General features: G+C 69.2%; 15 protein-coding genes and 2 pseudogenes. 10 read left to right on the top strand and 7 right to left on the bottom strand.

Features of this window, described 5'->3' with window-relative positions; all coding sequences use genetic code 11:
* Positions 1 to 4: 4 nt before the first annotated feature.
* Positions 5 to 3,117: pseudogene (locus KHF85_RS11885) on the top strand (efflux RND transporter permease subunit).
* Between the two features lie 81 nt (positions 3,118 to 3,198).
* On the top strand, positions 3,199 to 3,756 hold the full coding sequence (locus tag KHF85_RS11880; RefSeq protein WP_284566828.1) for an adenine phosphoribosyltransferase: 558 nt from the start codon (positions 3,199 to 3,201) through the stop codon (positions 3,754 to 3,756).
* Positions 3,757 to 3,843: 87 nt separating this feature from the next.
* On the opposite strand, the gene dbpA is transcribed toward KHF85_RS11880, so the two are convergent.
* Positions 3,844 to 5,220: an ATP-dependent RNA helicase DbpA gene (gene dbpA / locus KHF85_RS11875; RefSeq protein WP_284566827.1), complete on the bottom strand. Its 1,377-nt coding sequence runs from the start codon at positions 5,218 to 5,220 to the stop codon at positions 3,844 to 3,846.
* Positions 5,221 to 5,352: 132 nt separating this feature from the next.
* Between dbpA and KHF85_RS11870 the strand changes: the two genes are divergently transcribed.
* Positions 5,353 to 7,239 (top strand): ATP-binding cassette domain-containing protein, encoded by a 1,887-nt coding sequence (locus KHF85_RS11870; protein ID WP_284566826.1) that lies wholly within the window; start codon positions 5,353 to 5,355, stop codon positions 7,237 to 7,239.
* A gap of 541 nt (positions 7,240 to 7,780) precedes the next feature.
* Here KHF85_RS11870 and KHF85_RS11865 read toward each other — a convergent pair.
* Together KHF85_RS11865 and KHF85_RS11860 are read right to left on the bottom strand one after the other, a co-directional pair.
* Positions 7,781 to 8,278, bottom strand: a complete 498-nt coding sequence (locus tag KHF85_RS11865; protein ID WP_284566825.1) for a barstar family protein — start codon at positions 8,276 to 8,278, stop codon at positions 7,781 to 7,783.
* On the bottom strand, positions 8,275 to 8,748 hold the full coding sequence (locus tag KHF85_RS11860) for a guanyl-specific ribonuclease (protein WP_064539539.1): 474 nt from the start codon (positions 8,746 to 8,748) through the stop codon (positions 8,275 to 8,277). Before KHF85_RS11860 ends, KHF85_RS11865 begins: the two co-directional genes overlap by 4 nt.
* Before the next feature lie 334 nt (positions 8,749 to 9,082).
* On the opposite strand from KHF85_RS11860, the gene KHF85_RS11855 reads away from it, so the two are divergent.
* A complete protein-coding gene (locus KHF85_RS11855) occupies positions 9,083 to 9,694 on the top strand; it encodes a superoxide dismutase (RefSeq protein ID WP_284566824.1) in 612 nt (203 codons plus the stop codon).
* 87 nt (positions 9,695 to 9,781) lie between these two features.
* Here the strand turns inward: KHF85_RS11855 and KHF85_RS11850 are convergent, their stop codons facing one another.
* From KHF85_RS11850 to KHF85_RS11835, 3 genes are all read right to left on the bottom strand, one after another.
* Positions 9,782 to 10,684, bottom strand: a complete 903-nt coding sequence (locus KHF85_RS11850; protein ID WP_284566823.1) for an endonuclease/exonuclease/phosphatase family protein — start codon at positions 10,682 to 10,684, stop codon at positions 9,782 to 9,784.
* Between the two features lie 64 nt (positions 10,685 to 10,748).
* Entirely contained in the window at positions 10,749 to 13,730 is a 2,982-nt protein-coding gene (locus KHF85_RS11845) for a glycoside hydrolase family 3 C-terminal domain-containing protein (protein ID WP_345782156.1), read from the bottom strand.
* 80 nt (positions 13,731 to 13,810) lie between these two features.
* Positions 13,811 to 15,583, bottom strand: a complete 1,773-nt coding sequence (locus tag KHF85_RS11835) for a M14 family metallopeptidase (protein ID WP_284566822.1) — start codon at positions 15,581 to 15,583, stop codon at positions 13,811 to 13,813.
* A gap of 179 nt (positions 15,584 to 15,762) precedes the next feature.
* Here KHF85_RS11835 and KHF85_RS11830 point away from each other — a divergent pair, with 179 nt between their 5' ends.
* Together KHF85_RS11830 and KHF85_RS11825 are read left to right on the top strand one after the other, a co-directional pair.
* On the top strand, positions 15,763 to 17,319 hold the full coding sequence (locus KHF85_RS11830; protein WP_284566821.1) for a POT-type proton-dependent oligopeptide transporter: 1,557 nt from the start codon (positions 15,763 to 15,765) through the stop codon (positions 17,317 to 17,319).
* A 9-nt stretch (positions 17,320 to 17,328) separates the two neighbouring features.
* A complete protein-coding gene (locus KHF85_RS11825; protein ID WP_003467905.1) occupies positions 17,329 to 17,964 on the top strand; it encodes a rhomboid family intramembrane serine protease in 636 nt (211 codons plus the stop codon).
* Positions 17,965 to 18,105: 141 nt separating this feature from the next.
* Here KHF85_RS11825 and KHF85_RS11820 read toward each other — a convergent pair whose 3' ends face one another.
* The gene (locus KHF85_RS11820; RefSeq protein ID WP_284566820.1) at positions 18,106 to 18,306 is read right to left on the bottom strand and encodes a hypothetical protein; all 201 of its coding nucleotides are present in this window, start codon (positions 18,304 to 18,306) and stop codon (positions 18,106 to 18,108) included.
* Positions 18,307 to 18,580: 274 nt separating this feature from the next.
* Here KHF85_RS11820 and KHF85_RS11815 point away from each other — a divergent pair, with 274 nt between their 5' ends.
* The 4 genes and pseudogenes from KHF85_RS11815 (at position 18,581) to KHF85_RS11800 (ending at position 20,774) form a co-directional block, all read left to right on the top strand.
* Positions 18,581 to 18,868 carry a GNAT family N-acetyltransferase gene (locus KHF85_RS11815; protein WP_284566819.1) on the top strand — a complete coding sequence of 96 codons (288 nt, stop codon included), beginning with the start codon at positions 18,581 to 18,583 and terminating at the stop codon, positions 18,866 to 18,868.
* Positions 18,869 to 18,966: 98 nt separating this feature from the next.
* On the top strand, positions 18,967 to 19,797 hold the full coding sequence (locus KHF85_RS11810) for a DUF3298 and DUF4163 domain-containing protein (protein ID WP_284569539.1): 831 nt from the start codon (positions 18,967 to 18,969) through the stop codon (positions 19,795 to 19,797).
* A 36-nt stretch (positions 19,798 to 19,833) separates the two neighbouring features.
* Positions 19,834 to 20,145 (top strand): annotated as a pseudogene (locus tag KHF85_RS11805) (cyclopropane-fatty-acyl-phospholipid synthase); the annotation flags it as partial.
* Between the two features lie 131 nt (positions 20,146 to 20,276).
* Positions 20,277 to 20,774, top strand: coding sequence for a MarR family winged helix-turn-helix transcriptional regulator (locus KHF85_RS11800; protein WP_284566818.1), 498 nt, complete (start codon positions 20,277 to 20,279; stop codon positions 20,772 to 20,774).
* Positions 20,775 to 20,985 lie beyond the last annotated feature (211 nt).

Here is a 20,985-nt window from a genome sequence, read left to right as displayed (position 1 = left end):
CGGCATGCTCGCGCGCTTCTTCATCGCCCGCCCGATCTTCGCTTGGGTGCTGGCGATCTGCATCATGGCCGCCGGCACCATCGCCGTGGTCACCCTGCCGGTGGAGCAGTACCCGGACATCGCCCCGCCCACGGTCAACGTCACCGCCACCTACAACGGCGCCTCGGCGCAGACGGTGGAGGACAGCGTCACCCAGGTGATCGAGCAGCAGATCAAGGGCATCGACCACCTGCTGTACTTCTCCTCGACCAGTTCCTCGTCCGGGCAGGCGCGGATCAGCATCACCTTCGACCAGGCCGCCAATCCCGATATCGCCCAGGTGCAGGTGCAGAACGCGGTCAACCAGGCGCTCAACCGCCTGCCGCAGGAAGTGCAGCAGCAGGGCGTGACCGTGGCCAAGTCGCAGGGCGACAGCCTGATGGCGGTGTCGCTGTACGACAGCACCGACCGGCTGGACAACGTCGATATCTCCGACTACCTGATCAGCACCCTGCAGGACCCGATCAGCCGCATCAACGGCGTCGGCGAGATCAACGTGTTCGGCGCGCAGTACGCGATGCGCGTGTGGCTGGACCCGCACAAGCTCAATGCCTACAAGCTGATGCCCGGCGACGTGCGCAGCGCGATCGAGGCGCAGAACACCCAGGTCACCGCCGGCGAACTGGGCGCGCTGCCGACCGGCGCCGAGCAGGCGCTCAACGCCACGGTCACCGCGCAGTCGCGGCTGCGGACCGCGGAGCAGTTCCGCGCCATCATCCTGGCCACCCAGGCCGACGGCTCCAGCGTGCACCTGGGCGACGTGGCGCGGGTGGAGATCGGCGCGGAGAACTACCAGAACAGCGCCACGCTCAACGGCCATCCGGCGTCCGGCTTCTCGGTGACGATGTCCTCCGGCGCCAACGCGGTGGCCACCTCCGATGCGGTGCGCGCCACCATCGAGCGGCTCAAGCCGACCTTCCCGCCGGGCATGGAGGTCGCCTATCCGCGCGACAGCACGCCGTTCGTGCGGATCTCGATCGAGGCGTGGTGCACACCCTGATCGAGGCGATCGTGCTGGTGGTGGTGGTGATGTTCCTGTTCCTGCAGAACGGCCGTGCCACGCTGATCCCGGCGATCACCGTGCCGGTGGTGCTGCTGGGCACGTTCGGCATCACCATCAACACGCTGACCCTGTTCGCGATGGTGCTGGCGATCGGCCTGCTGGTGGACGATGCGATCGTGGTGGTGGAGAACGTCGAGCGGATCATGCATGAGCAGCATCTGCCGCCGCGCGAGGCGACCGAGCAATCGATGGGCGAGATCACCGGCGCGCTGATCGGCATCACCGTGGTGCTGGGCGCGGTGTTCCTGCCGACTCGCCGCGGCCGGCTTCTGGCGTTCTTCGGCGGTTCCACCGGCATCATCTACCGGCAGTTCTCGATCACCATCGCCTCGGCGATGGCGCTGTCGGCGCTGGTCGCGCTGACCCTGACCCCGGCGCTGTGCGCGACCCTGCTCAAGCCGGTGGAAAAGGAGCGCCAGCTCGGACGCTTCTTCCGCTGGTTCAACCGCGGCGTGGAGCGCAGCCAGCACGCCTACCAGCGCCGGCTCGGCGCGATGCTGCGGCAGCCGCGGCGCTGGATGGCGCTGTACGTGGTGATCGTGCTGGCGATGGCGGCGCTGTACGCGCGCATGCCGACCGGCTTCCTGCCGGTGGAGGACCAGGGCCAGGTGCAGATCCAGTTCACCACGCCTGAGGGCACGCCGCTGGCCAGGACCGAGGCGCTGGGCCGGCGCATCAACGATTACTTCCTGGCCCATGAGAAGCACAACATCACTGCGGTGTTCATGGTGATCGGCCGCAACAACGCCGGCACCGGGCAGAACGCCGGCCAGGCCTTCGTCGCGCTGCGGCCATGGGGCGAGCGCAACCGCGACAACACCGCGCAGGCGATCATCGACCGCGCCAATGCGTATTTCCGCGGCACCGCCGACGCCAAGGTCAGCGTGCTGTCGCCGCCGGCGGTGCGCGGCCTGGGCCAATCCAGCGGTTTCGAACTGTGGATCCGCGACAGCGACGGCGCCGGCCGCGCGGCCCTGCTCAAGGCGCAGCAGCAGGTGCTGCAGGACGCCGGCGACGATCTGCAGCTGACCGCGGTGCGGCTCAACGGCCTGGGCGACAAGGCGCAGCTGCAGGTGGATATCGACCAGGCGCAGGCCAGCGCGCTGGGCCTGGCGCAGGGCGACATCAACGGCACCTTGTCCACCGCCTGGGGCGGCAGTTACGTCAACGATTTCGTCGATCGCGGCCGGGTCAAGCGCGTCTATGTGCAGGGCGATGCGCCGTACCGCTCGCTGCCGGAAGACATCGGCCAGTGGTATGTGCGTGGCAAGGACGGGCAGATGGCGCCGTTCGCCAGTTTCGCCAGTACCCACTGGACCCGCGGCCCGCAGTTGCAGCAGCGCTTCAATGGCCTGCCGGCGGCGCAGATCCAGGGTGGCGCGGCGGCCGACAGCAGTTCCGGCGAGGCGATGCAGCGGATGCAGGAACTGGTCGCCAAGCAGAAGGGCTTCGACCTGCAGTGGAGCGGTCTGTCCTACCAGGAGCAGCTGTCGAGCAACCAGACGCTGTGGCTGTACACCGCCTCGATCCTGTTCATTTTCCTGTGCCTGGCGGCGCTGTACGAGAGCTGGTCGATCCCGGTAGCGGTGCTGCTGGTGATTCCGCTGGGCGTGCTCGGCACGGTGGTCGCGACCACCCTGGTCGGCTTCGTCAACGACATCTATTTCCAGGTCGGCCTGCTGACCACGATCGGTTTGTCGGCGAAGAACGCGATCCTGATCGTGGAGTTCGCCGAGGCCGAGCAACGCGCCGGGCGGCCGTTGCTGGAGGCGGCGCTGGAAGGCGCGCGGCTGCGCCTGCGGCCGATCGTGATGACCTCGCTGGCGTTCGTCGCCGGCGTGCTGCCGCTGGCGCTGTCCACCGGCGCCGGCGCGGCCAGCCGCCGCGAGATCGGCGTCAGCGTGATCGGCGGCATGCTCTCCGGCACGGCGCTGGCGGTGCTGCTGGTGCCGCTGTTCTTCGTGCTGGTGCGGCGCCTGCTGCATGGCCAGGCGCCGCACACGCCGGCGGGGTAGGCGCTGGATGCGCAATGCGGTGCCGCTGCACGGCGCCGCATTGCGCCTAAAATGGGCGTTTCCCCACGCTGCGATGTGCCGATGAACGATTCCTCCTGCTGCGGCGCGCCCAGCGACGCACCGGCCCACTGGTCCGGGCGCATCCGCGATATCGCCGATTTCCCGAAGCCGGGCGTCGTGTTCAAGGACATCACCCCGCTGCTGGCCGACGGCCCGGATTTCGCCTCGGCACTGGACGAGATGGCGCGTCCCTGGCGCACCACGCCGCTGGACGCGGTGCTGGGCATCGAGTCGCGCGGCTTCATTCTGGGTGCGGCGCTGGCGCACGAACTGCGCACCGGCTTCGTGCCGATCCGCAAGCCGGGCAAGCTGCCGGGCAGGACGGTGACCCAGGACTACACGCTGGAATACGGCAGCGACCGCATCGAAATGCACGCCGACGCGCTGCCGGCCGGCGCGCGGGTGCTGATCGTCGATGATGTGCTCGCCACCGGCGGCACCTTGCGCGCGGCGCTGGCGCTGGCGCGGCAACTGCAACTGGAGATCGTCGGTGCGGTGGTGCTGGTCGAGCTGCAGGCGCTGCAGGGGCGCGAGCGCTGGAGCGAGGACGTGCCGCTGTTGGCGACGCTGACCTATTGAGGGCGACGCGGTGCGGCGGCCGTCACGCGCGGCCGGCAGCGGACCGCGGTGGCCGTGGTCGCGGCGCGGCCTTGTGCGCCAGCGCGGTCACAGTTTGCTGACCCGGAACCGGCGGCCCTTGATCTTGCCCGCCTGCAGCTGCCCCAGCGCCCGGCCGGCGTGCTCGCGGGCGATGGCGACGTAGGAGCGGGTGGCGTAGATCGCGATCTTGCCGATCGCCGCGCCGGACAGCCCGGCGTCGCCGGTCAGCGCGCCGAGGATGTCGCCGGCGCGCAGCTTGTCGGTCTTGCCGCCGTCGATGCGCAGCGTGACCATCGCCGCCTGCAGCAGCTGCGCCGGGCGCGCGGTAGCTAGCGGCGCGCGCGACCAGCGCAGCGGCTGGCCCTGTTCGGCCTCCAGCGCCTGCGCGCGCGCCAGCTCGCGTGGCGCTACCAGGCTCAGCGCCAGGCCGCGCTTGCCGGCGCGCGCGGTGCGGCCGATACGGTGGCGGTAGGTTTCGGTATCGGTCGGCAGTTCGTAGTTGAGCACCGCGGCCAGGTCTTCCACGTCCAGTCCGCGCGCCGCCACGTCGCTGGCGACCAGCACGTTGCAGCTGCGGTTGACGAAGCGCACCAGCACCTCGTCGCGGTCGCGCTGTTCCATGTCGCCGTGCAACGCCAGCGCCGAGAAGCCGAACTGCTGCAGCGAGCCGGCCACCTCGTCGACCTCCTTGCGGGTGTTGCAGAACACCACGCTGGACTCGGGGGTGAAGCGCAGCAGCAGCCCGGCCACCGCCTTCTGCCGGTAGGTCGGGTCGACTTCGAAGAACTGCTGCTCGATCTCCGGCGCGCTGTCGGCGCCTTCGATGGTGATTTCCACCGGTTCCTTCAGCAGCTCGCGGGCCAGGGTGCGGATCGCATCGGGGAAGGTGGCCGAGAACAGCAGGCTCTGGCGGTGCTTGTCGCAGCGGCTGGCGATCTCGCGGATCGGCTCCTCGAAGCCCATGTCGAGCATGCGGTCGCCCTCGTCCAGCACCAGCGTGCGCACCCCGCCCAGGTGCAGCGCGCGCTTGCGGGCCAGTTCCTGGATGCGCCCGGGGGTGCCGACCACCACCTGCGGGTCGTGCGCCTCCAGCGAGGCCAGCTGCGGGCCGAGCGGCATGCCGCCGGTCAGCACCACCAGCTTCATGTTGGGAATGCCGGTGGCCAGCTTGCGCAGCTGCTTGCCGACCTGGTCGGCAAGTTCGCGGGTTGGGCACAGCACCAGCGCCTGCGCGCGGGTCAGCGCCGGGTCCAGCTTGTGCAGCAGGCCCAGGCCGAACGCGGCGGTCTTGCCGCTGCCGGTAGGCGCCTGCACGATGACGTCGCTGCCGGCCAGGATCGGCGGCAGGCTCTGCGCCTGCACCGGGGTCATCGTGGTGTAGCCGAGCGCGTCGATGCCCGGCGCCAGCGCCGGGGAGAGGGACAGGGTGTCGAAATCGTTCATGGCGCATTTTAGCCGGGACTCGGGACTCGGGACCGGGGACTCGGCAAATCAAACGCCAATGCGCTGCGTAAACCCGGCCGGCTGCGCGCTTGGTCCCGAGTCCCGAGTCCCGAGTCCCGTACAATTCCTCCCATGCCTCTTATCACCCTACAGAACGTCGACTACAGCGTTGGCGGCCCCTTGTTGCTGGAAAAGACCGAACTGTCGATCGAGCCGGGCGAGCGTATCGCCCTGATCGGCCGCAACGGCGCCGGCAAATCGACCTTGATGAAACTGATCGCCGGCGAGCTCAAGCCCGATGACGGCGAGATCCGCGTCCAGAAGGGCGTGCGCATCGCGCGGCTGGAGCAGGAGGTGCCGCATGGCGCCGCCGGCAGCGTGTTCGACGTGGTCGCCGACGGCCTGGGCGAGCTCGGCCACTGGCTGGCCGAGTTCCACCGGCTCAGCCATGCCGCCGAGTTCGACGGCGATGCGCTGGGCGCGGTGCAGTCCAAGATCGACGGCGCCAACGGCTGGGCGCTGGACCAGCGGGTCAACGAGACCCTGACCCGGCTCGATCTGGACGGCGACGCGGAGTTCGCGCGGCTGTCTGGCGGCATGAAGCGGCGCGTGCTGTTGGCGCGCGCGCTGGTGTCGGCGCCGGACCTGCTGCTGCTCGACGAGCCGACCAACCACCTGGACATCGAGGCGATCGACTGGCTGGAACTATTCCTGAAGGGCTGGAACGGCAGCGTGGTGTTCGTCACCCACGACCGGCGCTTCCTGCGTGCGCTGGCCACCCGCATCGTCGAGATCGACCGCGGCCAGGTCACCAGCTGGCCCGGCGACTGGGCCAACTACGAGCGCCGCCGCGAGGAACGGCTCAACGCGCAGGCGCAGGAAAACGCGCGCTTCGACAAGATGCTGGCGCAGGAAGAAGTGTGGATCCGGCAGGGCATCAAGGCGCGCCGCACCCGCGACGAAGGCCGCGTGCGGCGCCTGGAGTCGATGCGCAACGAGCGCACCCAGCGCCGCGAGCTTGGCGGCAACGTGCGCATGGAAGCGGCGCAGGGCGAGTCCTCAGGCAAGAAGGTGATCGAGGCCAAGGAGCTGAGCTTCGCCTTCGGCGCGCGGACCATGGTGCGCGACTTCTCCAGCACCATCCTGCGCGGCGACCGCATCGGCCTGATCGGCCCCAACGGCAGCGGCAAGACCACGCTGCTGAAGCTGCTGCTGGGCGAGCTGACCCCGGCCAGTGGCGAGGTGCGCACCGGCACCAACCTGCAGGTGGCCTATTTCGACCAGTACCGCGCCACCTTGCGCGAGGACTGGAGCGCGATCGAGAACGTCGCCGAGGGCCGCGATTTCATCGAGGTCAACGGCAAGCGCAAGCACGTGCACGGCTATCTGCAGGATTTCCTGTTCACCCCGGAACGCGCGCGTGCGCCGATCACCCGCCTGTCCGGCGGCGAGCGCAACCGCCTGCTGCTGGCGCGGTTGTTCGCACAGCCGTCTAACCTGCTGGTGATGGACGAACCGACCAACGACCTGGACGTGGAGACGCTGGAGCTGCTGGAAGAGCTGCTCGGCGACTACACCGGCACCTTGCTGCTGGTCAGCCACGATCGCGACTTCATCGACAACGTGGTGACCTCGACCATGGTGATGGAAGGCGACGGCCGCATCGGCGAATACGTCGGCGGCTACAGCGACTGGGTGCGCCAGCGCGCCGCGCCGCCGGCCAGTGCGATGGCGGTGGCCAAGGCTTCGGCCACTGCGGCGGCCACCGCGCCGGCGGCGGCCGCTGCCGCGCCGGCCGCCAAGCGCAAGCTCAGCTACAAGGACGCGCGCGAACTGGAGCAATTGCCGGCGCGGATCGAGACCCTGGAGCAGCAGGTCATGGCATTGACTGCGGCGATGACCGAGTCCTCGTTCTACCAGCGCGATGCGGCAGCGGTGAGCGCGCATACCCAGGCGCTGACCCAGGCGCAGACCGAGCTGGACGCGGCCTATGCGCGCTGGAGCGAGCTGGACGCGTAGCGGCGCAGGGTGGTGTGGCGATCTCTGCTGCAGGCGCTCGCCATTGGATGGCCGGGCGCACTGTAGGAGGGATTTCAGTCCCGACAGCGTCCGAAGCCGGCAAGTCCACCGCTTCGTTCGTCGCGACTGAAGTCGCTCCTACAGGAAGCTTGCGCCTTGCTCGCAGGTTGCACTGTAGGAGCGGCTTCAGCCGCGACAGACAGCATCAGTAAAGCGCGGTCGCGGCTGAAGCCGCTCCTACAAAAGGTCTCGCGGCCAGCTGCCTGGTGCATTGTGGAAGGGACTTCAGTCCCGACAGCATCCGAAGCCGGCAAGTCCACCGCTTCGTTCGTCGCGACTGAAGTCGCTCCTACAGGAAGCTTGCGCCTTGCTCGTAGGTTGCACTGTAGGAGCGGCTTCAGCCGCGACAGACACCATCAGTAAAGCGCGGTCGCGGCTGAAGCCCTACAAAGGTCTTGCGGACAGCCTTGCTGGGTGCACTGTGGGCGGGACGTCAGGATCGAACAGGCGCCATCGGCGCGACTGCGTAGCCGGCGTTGGCTCAGCGCGAAGCGGCTTCCTCGTCGTCGTCTTCATCCAGATCATCGGCCTGGCTGGTGCGCTCGTCGGGTTCGACCTCGTCGCCGGTCAGCAGGCCGACGAAGGCGACGAAGGCGATGCCGTCCTGCGCCCATTCCTTGGCCACGTCGTCGAGCAGTTCCAGCAGCACGTCGAAATCCTTCTTCGCCACCGATTGCAGTTCGGCCGCGTCTTCCAGCAGCAGCGCGTAGCCGCCCTTGGCCGGCAACCACGACAGGTCGCGCAGGCCATCCATCAATGCATCCCAGTTGCGGCCGAAGCCGATCGGGAAGTCCAGTTGCGCGGCCAGCCGCATCAGCAGCATCGGTTTGCTGCTGCAGCCCTGCAGGTCGATCCGGCACAGCCGCAGGCCGGCGTCGCGGCCGAGCGCGGCGATGCTGTCCAGGTCGCTGTTGGCGACGCGATAGACGCCGGAGGCGGCCGGCTCGGCCAGGTTGAGCGAAAAATTGAAGGTGTTCATGGCGACGGCCTCCCGGAGGCGATGCTGAAACTGCGGAAACTGGCGTAGTGGTCGTCGCTGTAGTACCAGACGTCCGGCGGGTCGCCGCCGGTGACGATGCGCCGCGTCCCGCGGTGCTCCAGCCCCGGCGTGTCGACGGTGTATTCGCGATAGTAGCCGCGCGGGCGTGACGGCAACCGGTTTTCGCGGTTGCCGAACACGCTGCCGTCCTGGCGATGCGGGAACGGACCGCCGCGCTGGATCAGCGCGATGGTGGCGCGCGCTTCGGGCGGCAGGAACGGCGGCAGCGTGGCGTCCGCGTTCGCGGCCGGCGTGGCCGGCGGCGGTGCCGGTGCAGGCGCCGGCAGCGGCGCGGGATTGGTGAGCGCCGGCGCGAACTGCGGATGCGGCCGCGGCTGCAAGGCGCGGATGCCCCACAGCCCGGCGGCGAGCAGCGCGATCGCGACGATCAGTAACACGGGCTTGCGCATCGAGGAGGAGCTCCAGCGAGAACGGCGGGCGCCGCGTTCTGGCGCAGCAGCGGCACAGTATGGGCGAGTGCGGCTGTTCGTGCTCTTAACCAGGCGCCGGCAACGCTGGCCTGGCATCGCAGCGGCGCTGCCGATGCCGCTGCAACTCGCGATTCACATTCGACTAACCGGGTGCTGGCGCATCGTAGCCGCCGATCCGCGGCGTCGGCCGACACGGCAGCTGCGCGATGGGACGATGTTTCCGCAACGCCGGTCTTGGTATGGTCGCCGGTCGTCCCTACCATTCATCACGCAACGTCCGTCCTTCCGGCGGGCGAAAGTCCAGGAGAACTGCATGGCCTACACCCTCCCCAAGCTGCCCTACGCCTACGACGCGCTGGAACCGCACATCGATGCGCAGACGATGGAAATCCATCACACCAAGCATCACCAGACCTATATCACCAACGTCAACGCCGCGCTGGAAGGCACCGAGTACGCCGACCTGCCGGTCGAGGCGCTGGTGTCCAAGCTGAAGTCGCTGCCGGAGAACCTGCAGGGTCCGGTGCGCAACAACGGCGGCGGCCACGCCAACCATTCGCTGTTCTGGACGGTGATGGCGCCCAACGCCGGCGGCACCCCGGTCGGCGCCGTGGCCAAGGCGATCGACAGCCAACTGGGCGGTTTCGACAAGTTCAAGGAAGCCTTCACCAAGGCCGCGCTGACCCGCTTCGGCAGCGGCTGGGCGTGGTTGAGCGTCACCCCGGACAAGAAGATCGTGGTCGAAAGCACCGCCAACCAGGACAGCCCGCTGTTCGAGGGCAATACCCCGATCCTGGGCCTGGACGTGTGGGAACACGCTTACTACCTGAAGTACCAGAACCGCCGCCCGGACTACATCGGCGCGTTCTTCAACGTGGTGGACTGGAACGAAGTCGAGCGCCGCTACCACGCCGCGATCGCCTGATCGCAGCGGCGTCGCCGTCGCACCGAAGGCCGGGCTTGCCCGGCCTTTGTTTTTGCGCAGACATGCATGCCCCTGGCAGGCGCGCGGTCAGCGCGGCGGCAGCGGCAGTGCCTCGATCGGCAGCGGATCCAGCGGCTGCAGCGCCACCAGCAGGCCGCGCGGGTCGCTGCCGCGCGCGGCGCCCGGGGTGCGCGGCAGCAGCCGCGCGCTGCGCAGCGGACGGAAGCGGTCGCGTTCGAAGAACACATGGTCGGCCTGCGCGGACAGTGCGAACAGGTGCGGATCCAGGCCGTTGCGCGGGGTGTCGTTGCGTGCGCCGCGCAGGCGCGCATCGCTGTCGCCGAAGCGCGCGGCCAGCGGCGCCAGCTCCGGCGCGTCGGCGGCGGCGAAGAAGCCACCGGCCAGCAGCGAGGGCACGCCCTCGGCGGTGGCGTCGATCCACGCCATCAGGTCGTCGGCCTGCTCGCGGCGGCTGGCGCCGCCATCGCGTTCGGCATGCAGGCGGGTGAAGTACAGGTTCACCGGCTGCCCGCGCAGGTCCACGCGCACCAGCCCGGCCACGCTGTAGTCCTCGAACGGATGCAATAAGGTTTCCGCTTCCTCCAGTACCGGCAGCCGGGTCAGCAGCGCATTGCCGCGGCGTTGCGGCCGGCTCGGCGGATCGGCGCTGATGAAATGGCAGTGGTAGCCGAGCTGTGCGGCCAGCCATTGCGCCTGGTTCGGCAATCCCGTGGTCTGCAGCACTTCCTGCAGCGCGATCGCATCGGGTTGCAGCCGTTGCAGCGTCTCGACGATACGCACGCGGCGCGCCGGCCAGTCGTTGCGGTCCTGCTCGAGATTGAGGCTGACCACGCTGAGCGTGGCGGTCGGGGCGGGCGGCGGCGCAGGCAAGCCGGCGGGCAGCGCTTGCGCACCCGCATGCCCGACCAGGGCCAGCAGCAGCCAGCCGAGGCGATGCCGTCGTCGTGGGGTCCCGGTCGTGCGCGTCATGCGCTGGATGCTAGGACGTGTGGCTTCAGCGCCGCGTGTACATGGACACGCGGCGCTGCAGTGTCTAGCGCGGCAGCACGCTCTCCGCCAGACGCAGCGGCACGCGGGCCGCGGCCTGCGTCGCCGAGCGCCCCAGTACCAGCGCGTAGTCGCCGGCGGCGATGCGCCACTGGCGCTGCACCGGATCGTAGTCGGCCAGGGTCCTGGGTTCGGCGACGATGCTGACGCGGCGGGTTTCGCCGGGTTTGAGCGTGAGCTTGTCCCAGCCGACCAGGCGGATCGGCGTGTGGTGGCCCTGCGGCAGGCGCAGGTACAGCTGCGGCACGTCGGCGCCTTCGCGTTCGCCGCTGTTGCGCACGTCGAAGCTGGCGATCACGCGGCTGCCGTCCACCTGCACGCTCAGGTTGGTGTAGTCGAAGCGGGTGTAGGACAGGCCGTGGCCGAATGCGTACAGCGGCTCCAGGCCGCGCGCGGCGAACCAGCGGTAGCCGACGTTGGCGCCTTCGATGGCGTAGTCGACATTGCTGCCTGCCGGTTGCGCCGGCTTGAAGCGCAGCCCCGGGATCGACGGCCGCGGCAGCTGCGCCACGTCGCGCAGCCAGGTCACCGGCAGGCGCCCGGACGGGTTGGCGTCGCCCAGCAGCAGCCGCGCCAGCGCTTCGCCGCCGCGGATGCCCGGGTACCAGGCTTCCAGTACCGCCGGCACCTGCTGCAGCCACGGCATCGCCACCGGGCCGTTGGTTTCCAGCACCACCACCGTGCGTGGGTTGGCCTTGGCCATCGCCGCGATCAGCGCGTCCTGCTTGCCGGGCAGTGTGATGTCGGGCAGGTCCACCGATTCGGCCGACCACTGCGTGGCGAACACGATCACCGCCTCGGCGCCGCGCGCGAGCCTGGCCGCGGCGGCTACATCGTCGCCGCTGGCGTAGTCGATCTGCGCCTGCGGCAGCGCCTTGCGCAGCGCCTGCAGCGGCGAGGACGGATGGAACATCACCGGGCCCGGCCAGGTGGTCGGGGCCAGCCCCGGTACCGCGTTGCCGCCGTTGACGGTGAAGCCGACCATCGACGAGCCGCCGCCGCCGATCACGCCCTTGTCGGCATGCCCGCCGATCACCGCGATGCGCCGCAGCGTGCGCGGCAACGGCAGCGTGTCGCGCTCGTTGCGCAGCAGCACCGTGCCTTCCTCGACCACCTTCTGCACCGCGTCGCCGCCGGCGCCGTCGTCGATCGGCTGCCGCTGCGGCGGATGGTCGAAGCTGCCGGTGGCGATGAAGGCGCGCAGGATGCGCCGCACCATGTCGTCCAGCCGCGCCTGCGGCACCGTGCCGCCGGCCACCGCCAGACGCAGCGGCTGGTCGAAGTACACCGCCTTGTCGAACACTTCGCCGGCCGATTGCTGGTCCAGCCCGGCCAGCGCCGCCTTGGAGCCGCTGTGCACGCCGCCCCAGTCGGACATCACGTAGCCGGGGAATTTCCATTCCTGCTTGAGCACCTGGTTGAGCAGGTAGTCGTGCTCGCAGCCGTAGATGCCGTTGATGCGGTTGTAGGAACACATCACCGAGCCGGGCTCGCCGATCTGCAGCGCCAGCTCGAACGCCAGCAGGTCCGATTCGTGCATGGCCTGCGCGCCGATGTCGGCGCTGTGGGTGTTGCGCCCGGTCTCCAGATCGTTCATCGCGAAGTGCTTCATCGTCGACACCACGTGCTGGCTCTGCACGCCGCGGATCGACTCGCCGACCATCACCCCGGCCAGCAGCGGATCTTCGCCGGCGTACTCGAAGTTGCGGCCGTTGCGCGGATCGCGCTGCAGGTTGACGCTGCCGGCCAGCAGCACGTTGAAGCCCTGCTGCCAGGCTTCGCGGCCCATCGTCGCGCCGCCGGCGTAGGCCAGTTCGCGGTTCCAGGTGGCGGCGGTGGCCGGGCCGGACGGCAGCGCGGTGGCGTGGTCGCCGCGGCGCACGTTGCCCGGATTGGTCACGCCGACGCCGGCATCGGCCAGCTGTTGCGCGGCGATGCCCAGGCGTTCGATCGCCGGCACGAAGCCGGCCGAGCCGAGCGCGCCGGGCGGCAGCGGACCGCCGTCCTTGCCCAGGCCGAAGTAGCTGTGCAGCATCTGGAATTTCTCGTCCTGGGTCATCGCCTGCACCAGCAACGCGGCGCGGCGGTCCGGCGCCAGCGCGCGATCGGTCCACGGGCGCTGCGCATCGGCGGTGGCGCTGGGCGCCAGGCGCAAGGTGCTGACCAGGCCGAAATGATCCGAGGCCCACACGCCGTTGGCGTCGGGTTTCTGGAACAGGATGCGGCTGCTCACCGGTTCGAAGCGCTCGCGCTGGAAGAACACGTGGTCGATGCGCCGGGGCGGGTTGAACTTCGGGTTCAAGGTGCTGTCGGCGCGGCGGTCCTTGGCGCCGTGCAGGCTGCCGTAGCTGTCGCCGAAACCACTGCGCAGCGCGGCCAGTTCCGGTGCGTCGGCGCTGGCGTTGAAGTCGCCGGCGAGCAGCGACGGTGCGCCGTCTGAGGTCTTCTCGACCCAGGCCAGCAGGTCCTGCAGCTGGCGTTCGCGCAGCGCGCCGCCGGCCTCGGTCCAGTGCAGGTGGGTGACGTAGAGATTGACCGCGCGGCCGTCCACGTCCAGGCGCAGGCGCCCGGCCGTGCGGCTGTCGTCGAGCGGGTTCAGGCGGATCTGTTCGCGCGCCAGGATCGGGCGTCGGGTCAGCAGCGCATTGCCGTAGCGCTGCGCGGCGCCGGGCGGATCGACGCTGGTGAAGTAATACTCGTAGCCGAGCTGCTCGGCCAGCCATTGCGCCTGGTTGGGCAGCGTGTCGTGCTGCAGTACTTCTTCCAGCGCGATCGCGTCCGGGTGCAGTTCGCGCAGGGTCTGCACGATCTGGGTACGCCGACTCGGCCAGTCGAGCTTGTCGTGATACAGGTTCAGCGTGACCACGCTGAGCGTCGGGGTGTCCTTGTCGGTCGCGGGCGCAGGCGCGGCGAAGGCCGGCCAGGCCAGCGCGAGCGCCAGGCAGAGGAGTCCTGAAAACGTTTTCATAGCGGGGCGTAAGGCCTCTCTAGCAGCTGAAGGGATTGCGCATCGGGGGGAGTTGGGGGGAGGGGAGAGCCGGTGAAGCGCTAGGACGGCGCTTCGTCGTTACGCATCACCGGATACAACCGGTACTGCGCGTCCCAGGAGGAATGGCGGCGGTGGAAGAACTCCAGCCGCGCATGCGGATCCTTGGCGAAGTCGGCATCGTGCTCGAGCTTGCCCTCGAATTCGGCCTTCAGTGCCGGGTCGCTGGCCAGCATCTGCCGCGCCACGTCCTCGGCCACATAGTCTTCCATGTATTCGGTGCGCTCGAAGGCGCTGTTGAACTCGCCCCATTGCAGCAGCGAGTCCGGCGCCTGCGGTTCCAGCAAGGCCATCAGCAGCCGCGCCTTGGGCTGGGTGATCGGCACGAACAGGGCGCCGGCGCCGATGGCGCGCGTTGCGGGGGTCCAGGCGCCCTGCACGCTGAGCCGTTGGTGGCCTTCGGAGGAACGCGCGGCGAAGCTGGCATCGTCGGCGCGGAACGTCTGCACCGGCAGCGTGGCCTCCGCGTCCAGGGTGCGGAAGGCGATGCCGTGCTGGCGCAATTTGGCGGCGACCAGCGCGGCCTGCGCGGCCGGCACCAGATATCCGGCGCGCGGCGCCACGACTTCGACGCTGGGCACGATGTGATCGCGCAGCGGCACCCGCCAGATCTGCGGGGTGCGCTCGTCGTAGCGTGTCATCAGCGCGCCGGACACCGGCGACAGCGTGCGGGTATAGGCGTAGCCGCGGAAATCCACCAGGTGCGACTGCTCGGTGGTGCGGTAGTCCAGCGCCACCGTCTTCCCGCCCAGCTGCTGCGCGCGTGCGTCGGCGGCCAACGCGTCGGCGCGCCAGCGGCTGCCGTTGCGCGCCACCAGCTGCAGCACCGAGACGATGGTGTTGCGGGTGATGCGCACGCGCTGCGGGTAGGGCTTCCACGAATGGGTTTCCACCAGCATGCCAAAGCGGTTGCGCAGCTGGAAATAGCCGTGCGAGAAGCGCGGCGTGGCCACGCCGTCCTCGAAGCCGGAGGCGGGATCGTCGTTGACCACGAACGAGGGGTAGTAGGGCAGCGGCAGCGAGCCCTGGCGCTTCAGATCGGCGAGCACGCCGTCGCGCAGGCGCAGGCCGTCGCCGCGCAGCGCGGTGTCGCCGGCGTGCAGCGGTTCCACCTGCACCGACACGTCGTGCTCGAACTGCGCGCCGTCGGTGACGTGCAGGTCCACGTACAGCAGTGGATCCCACTGTTCGACCAGGCGCAGCATCGCCTGCATCTCCGGCGCGTCGGCCTTGACGTAATCGCGGTTGAGGTTGAGGTTCTGCGCGGTGGTGCGCCAGCCCATCTGCTCCGGGCCGCGCTGGTTGGGCCGGTTCCAGGCGCCGAAGCGCTCGTGGCCATCGACGTTGAACACCGGCACGAACAGCCACACCTGCTTGTCCAGCGCGCCGCGCGCGGCCTGGCCGTCGAGCAGCTGGCGCAGCGCCAGGAAGCCGGCGTCCTTGCCGTCGATCTCGCCGGCGTGGATGCCGCCCTGGATCAGCACCACCGGCAGCTTGCGCGCTTGCGCGGCGGCCGCATCCAGCGCGCCGGACGTGGAGACCGCCAGCGCCTTCATCGGCCGGCCCTCGGGCGTGGTGCCGAAGTCGAAGCACCGCACCGCCTGCGGATAGCGCTGCGCGAACGCGTCGCACAGCGCGATGGTCTCCGCGTAGCGCCCGGTACGCAGAAAACCGCTGCGCTCGGCCTCGGTGGTCAGGCCCGCATCGCTGGCCAGCAATGGCATGCTGCACAGCAGCATCGACAGCAGGAGGGGGACCAGCCAGGGTCGGATCATTGCGGCACCGTCGCGGGATAAGCCCCCATGATGCGTGCAGCGCGCCGATTGCGAAAGCACTTGCGTGCCGCCGCGGCCGCTGCAGGCGGTTCGATTCGCCCGGAACGATCGGGTAACCTTCTGAAAATTTTGCCTGGACCCCTGCCTGTGACGAGCGAACCATCGACGAGGAAGTGCGGATGAGTGCGGCCAACGCACACGCCGGCGTGCGGATGCCGCGGCAGATCCCGTACATCATCGGCAACGAGGCCTGCGAGCGTTTCAGCTTCTACGGCATGCGCAACATCCTGGTGCAGTTCCTGATCACCTCGTTGTTGCTGCAGGAAGTGACCGCGCCCGGCCGCGAGGCCGAAGCCAAGCACGTCATGCACAGCTTCATGGTCGGCGTGTATTTCTTCCCGCTGCTCGGCGGCTGGCTGGCCGACCGCTTCTTCGGCAAGTACACCACCATCCTGTGGTTCAGCCTGATCTATTGCGCGGGCCATGCCTGTCTGGCGCTGTTCGAGGGCAGCCGCGAAGGGTTCTTCGTCGGCCTGGGCCTGATCGCGCTGGGCGCCGGCGGGATCAAGCCGCTGGTGGCCTCGTTCATGGGCGACCAGTTCGACCAGTCCAACAAGCATCTGGCCAAGCTGGTGTTCGACGCGTTCTACTGGATCATCAACTTCGGTTCGCTGTTCGCCTCGCTGCTGATCCCGCTGGCGCTGAAGAACCTCGGCCCGGCCTGGGCATTCGGCATTCCCGGCCTCCTGATGTTCGTGGCCACGCTGGTGTTCTGGGCCGGGCGCCGCCGCTACGTGCGCGTGCCGCTGCCGCCGCGCGATCCGCATGGCTTCGCCCAGGTGGTGCGCAGCGCGCTGCTGTCGCGCGCGCCCGGCCAGAGGCGTCCCGGCCTGGCGCTCGCCGCCATCGCAGTGGTGCTGGCGCTGGCCAGCTTCGCGCTGCTGCCGACGCTGGGCATCGTGATCTGCCTGTGCCTTTCGCTGGTGCTGCTGCTGGCCGGGATCGGCGGCGGCACCTGGTGGCAGCTGGAGCGCGCCCGCACGGTGCATCCGGACGCGGCGGTGGACGGCGTGCGCGCGGTGCTGCGGGTGCTGGTGGTGTTCGCGCTGGCGACCCCGTTCTTCTCGCTGTTCGACCAGAAGGCCTCGACCTGGGTGCTGCAGGGCCAGCAGATGCAGATGCCCGACTGGTTCAGCGCCTCGCAGATGCAGGCGTTGAATCCGGCGCTGGTGATGCTGCTGATCCCGTTCAACAACCTGGTGCTGTACCCGCTGCTGCGCCGCGGCGGCTACGAGCCGACCGCGCTGCGGCGGATGACCGCCGGCATCGGCTTCAGCGGCCTGGCCTGGATCGTGGTCGGCGCGCTGCAGGTAGCCATGGACGGCGGCGATGCGCTGTCCATCGCCTGGCAGATCCTGCCGTACGCGCTGCTGACCTTCGGCGAGGTGCTGGTCTCGGCGACCGGGCTGGAGTTCGCCTACAGCCAGGCGCCGCAATCGATGAAGGGCGTGGTGATGAGTTTCTGGAACCTGACCACCACGGTCGGCAACCTGTGGGTGCTGCTGTCCAACGCGGCGGTGCGCAACGCCACCGTCACCGCGCACATCGGCAGTACCGGGCTCAGCGAAACCGCGTTCCTGATGTTCTTCTTCGCCGCCTTCGCCTGCGTCGCCGCGCTGTTGTTCGGGCTGTACGCGCGCCGTTACCGCATGGTCGATCATTACCGTACCGCCTGAGGCCCCCGCATGCCGTCCGTCACCCCCGTCAACCTGATCCTGATCGTGCTCACCGTGCTGGTGTCGTGGGCGGCGTTCAACAACCGCAAGCTGCTCGACCGGCTGATCCTGTGGCCGCCGGCGATCGACCGGCACAAGCAGTACGACCGGCTGCTGACCCATGGCTTCATTCATGCCGATTTCCCGCATCTGCTGTTCAACATGGTCACGCTGTATTTCTTTGGCGGCCCGATCGAGCGGCTGATGGAGCGATTGACCGGCAGCCTGCTGACCTATCCGCTGTTCTACCTGGCGGCGCTGGTGGTGGCGATCCTGCCCAGCTACCTGAAGAACCAGAAGAACCCGAACTATTTCAGCCTGGGCGCGTCCGGCGCGGTGTCGGCGGTGCTGTTCGCCTACATCCTGCTGGCGCCGTGGACCGGGATCTACTTCTTCTTCATCCCGATCCCGATCCCGGCGATCCTGTACGCGCTGTTCTACGTGGGCTACAGCATCTGGATGGACCGCCGCGGCGGCGACAACATCAACCACAGCGCGCACCTGGCCGGCGCCGCATTCGGGGTGATGTTCCTGTTGATCATGGAGCCGTCGGTGCTGCAGCACTTCCTCGACGAGCTGGCGCAGCCGCGCTTCGGCCGCGGCTAGCGAGCGGCACGCGCACCGCGCTGGCGTCGCGCGGGGTGGGCATGCAGTTGCGGGAAATGCGGTCGGCGCGCGCCGCGCGTGGCGGCGGCTCGGGCGCCACCGGCAGGATTGTGCGCCGCGTCGCGGGCCGGCGCGTCAGGCTCAGCCGGCCATGCTGCCGCGCAGCTGCACCTTGGCGCTGCCAATGGCGGCGTGCTCGTAGGTTTCCTTCAGCCGGTCGTAGACCTCGTTGCTGAGCTGCTCGAATTCCCAGCCCTGGGTCTGCCCGTCCACCACCAGCTGGAACAAGCCTTCCAGCAGCGATGTGTCGTGGTCGCCCTGGATCTGTTCGTTGTCGCTCATGCGTCTTGCCCTTGTTCGATTAAATCGTGATGGATTGCACAAAAAACATGCTAGGTTCGTACGATAGTGCAGGATCGATAGCGGCTGCCTGCGGCGTTGCTTTAGCCCGCAGGGTCCGTTCCACAAGCCGGCGCACAATTCGCGCGCCGCGCAGGGCGGGGCACCGGTTCGATGCCGGCATGCCCCAGGCCGGAAGTGACGCAGCGCGGCGCGCGGCTTCACATCGCCACGGCGCGCGCGACCAGACTGTGCATTCCGTCGCACGAGCCGGGTCATGAGCGCAGCGTCCCCTCCCCCGATCGAACACGATCCGCAGCGGCAGCGCTTCACGCTGCAGTTGGACGGCCATGAGGCCGAGCTGGATTACCTGCTGCAGGACGGGCGCCTGGTCGTCACCCATACCGGCGTGCCTGGCGCGATCGGCGGCCGTGGGCTGGCGGCGCGCTTGGTGAGCGCGGCGCTGGAGCATGCGCGGGCGCAGGGATTGAAGGTGGTCCCGGCCTGTTCGTATGCCGCGGTATTCGTGCAGCGCCATCCCGAATACGCCGACGTGCTCGGTTGAGTGCGCGCGACGCGACGACGGCGCGATAATTCGTCATCACACACAGGCAGCACACAGGGGAAGCGGACGTGAGGCACAGCGCACAGACGGGGCAACACATTGCATGGCGGTGGACGGCGCTGGCGTTGGCGGCGAGCCTGGCCGTGGCCGGCTGCAAGCGCGAGGCCGCTGCGCCCGCCGCCGCACCGGCACCGGCACCGGCCGCCGCGCCAACGCCAGCGGCAGCGCCGGCCGCCCCGGCGCCGGCGGAACTGAAGGATGTGATCGAGCATACGCCCAGCTACGTGGTCGGCATCACCTTCCCGCCGGCGCTCAATCGCTACCCGGGCCTGGCCGAGGCGGTTGGCCGCTACGCGCAGGCCGCGCGCGGCGAGTTGATGGAGGCGGTCGGCGGCCTGGGCAACGACCGTCCCCGCGCACCCTACGAGTTGTCGCTGCAGTTCGAGATGCTGCTGGAACGGCCCGAGCTGGTGGCGGTGGCCGCCGACGGTAGCCGTTACACCGGCGGCGCCCATGGCGAGCCGCTGGTGGCGCGCTTCGTGTGGCTGCCGCAGCGGCAGCGCATGCTCACCGCCGACACGCTGATCCCCGATCCCAAGGGTTGGGCGCAGGTGGCCGGCTATGTCGCCACGCAATTGCGCCAGGCGGTGCAGGCGCGGGTGGATGCCGAGCAGCTGCCGCCGGAGGACCACGACGAACAGGTCCGTAGCGCCGACAAGATGATCGCCGAAGGCACCGCGCCGCAGGCGCAGAACTTCAGCCAGTTCCAGCCATTGGTCGACGCTTCCGGCAAGATCGTGGCGTTGCGCTTCGTGTTCCCGCCGTACCAGGTGGGACCGTATTCGGATGGCACGCAGTCGGTGGACGTCCCGGCCAGTGTGTTGCGCTGCCTGGTGGCGCCGGAATACGCGGCGCTGTTCGCGGCGTAAGCGGCTGCGGCATCGCCTGCGCGCGGGACGGGCGACGGGCTGTTCCTGCTGCACAGCATCGGCAGTAACGCCTCGTGGCAGCGCACCGATCCGTGGATCGCGCGCTCCCGCTTCCCCACTTCGATGCTGCCGTCGGCCGCGTAGCTGGCCGCGGCGCTGGAAGGACGCGAGGACTGGCACAACGTCGGCGCCGGCCACGGGCGCACCCTGCAGGCCCGGCACGACAACGGCGAGGTTGCCTGGCCGCGGTGCATGCGCAGCGCTACGAGCTGCGTTTCCGGCGCATGTAGCGCTTCCATCTGGCCGGGTCGATGGTCAGCTTGGCGCTGCAGCCGCGCGCAGCTGTGACAGCGGCTGCTGTCGCCCGAAGGTGTACCGGGAGGGTACCGCGCACCGCGCTGAACGGCCGTGGCTGGTCGGCGCCGCACAACAGCCGGTAGCATTGGCGGCTTCGTCCCCCACAAACGATTGCATTCTCCATGGGAAGTTTTGATCAGACCGAGCGACGCGTCGTCTTCACCTGCGAGCGCTACCATGCCTTCCCGCGCGAACCTGCCGTGGTGATCAGGCTCGTCAAGCATCTGTACAAGCGCATCCACGCCAATGCCAGCGTGCGGCTCAAGGCCTACGGCATCAGTCCGCCGGAGTACGACATCCTGATGATGCTGTACGGCACTCCCGGCGAGTGCATCACCCCGACCGAAGTGGCCGAGGCCGCGGGCGAGAAGCCGGCCAACATCACCCGTCTTACCGACAGCCTGTGCAGTAAGGGCCTGATCCTGCGTTCGGCCAGCCCCGAAGACAGACGCAAGATCAGCATGACCCTGCTGCCGGCCGGGACCGCGCTGATCGAAGCCATGCTGCCGGAGGTCTGCAGTTTCCTGGAAGAGGAAACCGCCGGCCTCGAGGAGGCCGAGCAGGTGCAGCTGGAGAGGCTGCTGAAGAAGATGCTCGCCGGCATCGACAGCGCCGGCTGAGCGCGCCGCGTGCGCGCCTGCCGGCGGCACGCTTGCGGCGGCGACGCAAACGAAAACGCCGCTCGGGACGCGGGCGGCGTTGGGCGGCGCATGCTGCCGGAGCCAGGGGGCTGGCCCGCGGCGCAGCGCCTGCGGCAACCGAGCTTGCCTTCGCCGCGGCGGCGGCGTCATATAGCGGCTGGCCGAGGCAGACCACTGCCATTGCGTGAAG

This window comes from Xanthomonas graminis pv. graminis, from assembly GCF_030168915.1.
Taxonomy (GTDB): Bacteria; Pseudomonadota; Gammaproteobacteria; order Xanthomonadales; family Xanthomonadaceae; genus Xanthomonas_A; species Xanthomonas_A translucens.
Note: the sequence above shows the minus strand (reverse complement) of the source record. Positions and strands in the feature narration are given on the sequence as shown.

Coding starts and splice junctions, on each gene's coding strand:
- KHF85_RS11835 (WP_284566822.1), bottom strand. CDS start 15,583: ATGATCCGACCCTGGCTGGTCCCCCTCCTGCTGTCGATGCTGCTGTGC.
- KHF85_RS11870 (WP_284566826.1), top strand. CDS start 5,353: ATGCCTCTTATCACCCTACAGAACGTCGACTACAGCGTTGGCGGCCCC.
- KHF85_RS11815 (WP_284566819.1), top strand. CDS start 18,581: ATGAGCGCAGCGTCCCCTCCCCCGATCGAACACGATCCGCAGCGGCAG.
- KHF85_RS11800 (WP_284566818.1), top strand. CDS start 20,277: ATGGGAAGTTTTGATCAGACCGAGCGACGCGTCGTCTTCACCTGCGAG.
- KHF85_RS11820 (WP_284566820.1), bottom strand. CDS start 18,306: ATGAGCGACAACGAACAGATCCAGGGCGACCACGACACATCGCTGCTG.
- KHF85_RS11830 (WP_284566821.1), top strand. CDS start 15,763: ATGAGTGCGGCCAACGCACACGCCGGCGTGCGGATGCCGCGGCAGATC.
- dbpA (WP_284566827.1), bottom strand. CDS start 5,220: ATGAACGATTTCGACACCCTGTCCCTCTCCCCGGCGCTGGCGCCGGGC.
- KHF85_RS11860 (WP_064539539.1), bottom strand. CDS start 8,748: ATGCGCAAGCCCGTGTTACTGATCGTCGCGATCGCGCTGCTCGCCGCC.
- KHF85_RS11855 (WP_284566824.1), top strand. CDS start 9,083: ATGGCCTACACCCTCCCCAAGCTGCCCTACGCCTACGACGCGCTGGAA.
- KHF85_RS11850 (WP_284566823.1), bottom strand. CDS start 10,684: ATGACGCGCACGACCGGGACCCCACGACGACGGCATCGCCTCGGCTGG.
- KHF85_RS11825 (WP_003467905.1), top strand. CDS start 17,329: ATGCCGTCCGTCACCCCCGTCAACCTGATCCTGATCGTGCTCACCGTG.
- KHF85_RS11845 (WP_345782156.1), bottom strand. CDS start 13,730: ATGAAAACGTTTTCAGGACTCCTCTGCCTGGCGCTCGCGCTGGCCTGG.
- KHF85_RS11880 (WP_284566828.1), top strand. CDS start 3,199: ATGAACGATTCCTCCTGCTGCGGCGCGCCCAGCGACGCACCGGCCCAC.
- KHF85_RS11865 (WP_284566825.1), bottom strand. CDS start 8,278: ATGAACACCTTCAATTTTTCGCTCAACCTGGCCGAGCCGGCCGCCTCC.